The sequence below is a fragment of the Thermoanaerobaculia bacterium genome, assembly GCA_035717485.1.
In the GTDB taxonomy this organism is placed as follows: domain Bacteria; phylum Acidobacteriota; class Thermoanaerobaculia; order UBA5066; family DATFVB01; genus DATFVB01.
Genome location: DASTIQ010000089.1, coordinates 1 through 2,929, shown reverse-complemented (window position 1 = coordinate 2,929; position 2,929 = coordinate 1). Strand labels below are relative to the sequence as shown.

At 67.0% G+C, this 2,929-nt stretch carries 3 protein-coding genes; all 3 read left to right on the top strand.

Annotation, left to right across the window (positions count from 1 at the left end; all coding sequences use genetic code 11):
• On the top strand, positions 1-1,282 hold a 1,282-nt coding region (locus VFS34_04720; protein ID HET9793744.1), incomplete at its 5' end, for an amidohydrolase family protein.
• Between the two features lie 189 nt (positions 1,283-1,471).
• Entirely contained in the window at positions 1,472-2,617 is a 1,146-nt protein-coding gene (locus VFS34_04715; protein ID HET9793743.1) for a glycosyltransferase family 2 protein, read from the top strand.
• On the top strand, positions 2,614-2,929 hold a 316-nt coding region (locus VFS34_04710; protein ID HET9793742.1), incomplete at its 3' end, for a hypothetical protein. The genes VFS34_04715 and VFS34_04710, both read left to right, overlap by 4 nt.

Sequence of the window (2,929 nt, the reverse complement as noted above, 5' to 3'; positions counted from 1 at the left end):
GAAACCGAAGCCGAAGGCCGTGCTGATCACCGGGGCGACTCTCGTCGACGGGACGGGCGCCGCGCCGGTCGCGGCTTCCTGGGTCCTCGTGCGGGACGGACGGTTCGCCGACGTCTCGACGGTCGCCGACCGGAGAGGACGCCCCGCGCTGCCGAAGGACGTCCGGGTGATCGAAGGGGCGGGGAAGTGGATCGTCCCCGGCTTCGTCGACGCTCACGTGCACGTCGAGTCGGCGGCCGACACGAAAGCGATGATCCGCTGGGGTGTGACGTCGGCGCGGCTGATGGCCGAAGGCGCGAGAGCGGCGGCGCATCTCGGCGAGCACTCCCGCTCCCGGCATCACACTCCCGAGCTCTTTCCCGCGGCGCCGATCTTCACGGCGAAAAGCGGCTGGTGGTCCGAGGAACCCCCCGATCCGGATCTCGATCGTTTCCCCGCCGACGCCGCCGCGGCGAAGACGGCGGTCTTCCTCGCCCGATCGCTCGGCTCGCGGGAGATCAAGGTCATGGACGACGACATGGGGTGGTGCCGGGATCCTCTTCCGAAGCTCCCGAAGATCCCCGCGGAAGTTCGTTCGGCGCTGATCGCCGAGGCGCGCCGGCTCGGTCTCCGCGTGTCGGTCCACGCGCCGGACCTCGCCGACGCGTCGGACGCCGTCGCGGACGGAGCGACGGTCCTCGCGCACGGGATCGTCGACGCGCCGGTGACGGACGATCTCGTCCGGCGGATGCGGGAGGCGCACGTGTTCTACGTTCCCACGCTCGACATCTTCGACTTCCTCGCCGATCCCCGGGCTTTCATGGCGAGGGTCCTGTCGGACTCGCGGATCCGGGAATCCCTTCCGAAGGCGACGCTCGTTCGCTACGCGAGCGACGCGTACTTCGAGACGTACCGGCGGCGCTATCCGAACGCCGCGTTCGTCTCGCGCCAGCTTCCCGTCCTCTCCGCGAACGCGGCGAAGCTCAAGGCCGCGGGCGTCGATGTGGCCCTCGGAACGGACATGTGGGCATTTCCGGGCGCGGGCCTGCACATCGAACTCGAGGATTTCGTCCGCGCCGGCTGGACTCCGCTCGAAGCGATCCGCGCGGCGACGCTCGTCTCCGCCCGATCGCTCGGCGCCGACGCCGACCGGGGCACGATCGAGACCGGAAAGCGCGCCGACTTCGTGATCCTCGAGAACGACCCCCTCCGCGACATCCGGAACACCCGCTCGATCGAGCGCGTCTTCAAGGCGGGCCGCGTGGCGTGGAGCCGGTACAAGACGGAAAGGGCGGAGGAGTGATCTCGCCGAGGCGAGGACGCCTCGAGGTCGCGCGTCGAAGACGCGCGGGTGAGGGGTAGACTCCCCGAAATGCCGGCTACCGGCTCACCCTCACCCGACTCGCTTCGCTCGCCGACCTCTCCCGTCGAGGGGGAGGCGAAGAAGACCCCTGGGGCGCCGGCCTCGGTTCCTGCGACATCCCCTCCCGAATTGTCGATCGTGCTTCCTTGCCTCAATGAGGCCGAGACTCTTCCCGCCGTCCTCAGGAAGGCGCGGCAGGCTCTTTCCGATGCCGGCATCCATGGAGAGATCGTCGTCGCCGACAACGGCTCGACGGACGGCTCGCGCGAAATCGCGGAGCGGCTCGGCGCTCGTGTCGTTGCCGTCGCCGAGCGCGGTTACGGCGCCGCGTTGATGGGCGGAATCGCCGCGGCGCGGGGCGAGTACGTCCTGATGGCGGACGCCGACGACAGCTACGATCTTTCCGAAGCCCCGAAATTCCTCGAACCGCTGCGGCGGGGAGCGGAGCTGGTCCAGGGGTGCCGCCTTCCGTCGGGAGGCGGGCGCGTCGAGCCGGGCGCGATGCCCTTCCTCCACCGCGTCTGGGGAAACCCGATGTTCTCCCGCATGGTCCGCCGCTGGTTCCACGCGCCGATCCACGACGTTCATTGCGGAATGCGCGCTTTCCGGCGAGACCTCTTTCAGCGGCTCGAGCTTCGCTGCACGGGGATGGAGTTCGCGTCGGAGATGGTCATCAAGGCGGCTCTGGCGGATGCCCGGATGGAAGAAGTCCCGATCACGCTCCACCGCGACGGCCGCACGACCCATCCGCCGCACCTGAAGACTTTCCGGGACGGGTGGCGCCACTTCCGGTTCTATCTGATGCTCTCGCCGCGCTGGCTCTTTCTGCAGCCGGGAATCTTCCTGATCCTTCTCGGAATCGTCGGATACGCGCTCGCGATGCCGCGGGCGCGAATCTTCGGCGCCACCCTTGACGTCCACACGCTCCTCTTTGCGAGCCTCGCGCTGATCTGCGGCTACCAATCGATACTTTTTGCGATCTTCACGAAAGTCTTCGCGATCGAAGAGGGGCTCCTGCCCCACGATCTTCGGCTTTCCCGACTGTATCCGGTCGTCACGCTCGAGAAAGGGGTCGCGACCGGAATGATCGCGATGTTTGGAGGCCTGGCTCTACTCGGCGTTTCGATCTTCCAATGGCGAGCCGTGAGCTTCGGGAACCTCGACTACGAGAAGACGATGCGCTGGGTGATTCCGGGCGTGACGCTCACCGCGCTCGGGTTCCAGACGATCCTCTCGAGCTTCTTCCTGTCGATCCTGGGGCTGCGGCGACGATGAGCGAGCCGGCAGCCGAGGCCGAAGCCGGGGAACATCCGAGTACTCTTCGGCTCCCTCGGCTGGAATGGATTCCCGCTCTACTGATCGCGGCTTCCCTTCTCCCCAGGATCCTGTTGTGGTTTCGCCGCGACTTCAACCACGACGACTTCGCCTTCGCGTGGGGCACCTGGATGCGGTCAAACGGGGCTCGTTCAGGAGTGGATCTCTACGGCTACGGTTTTGTCTTTCTTCTCGCCGAAATCGCCCGACCCCTGTTTCGGGCTTTTACCGAATCATTCATTGCCCTGGACGTGATGCGTTTCCTCGTGCTCG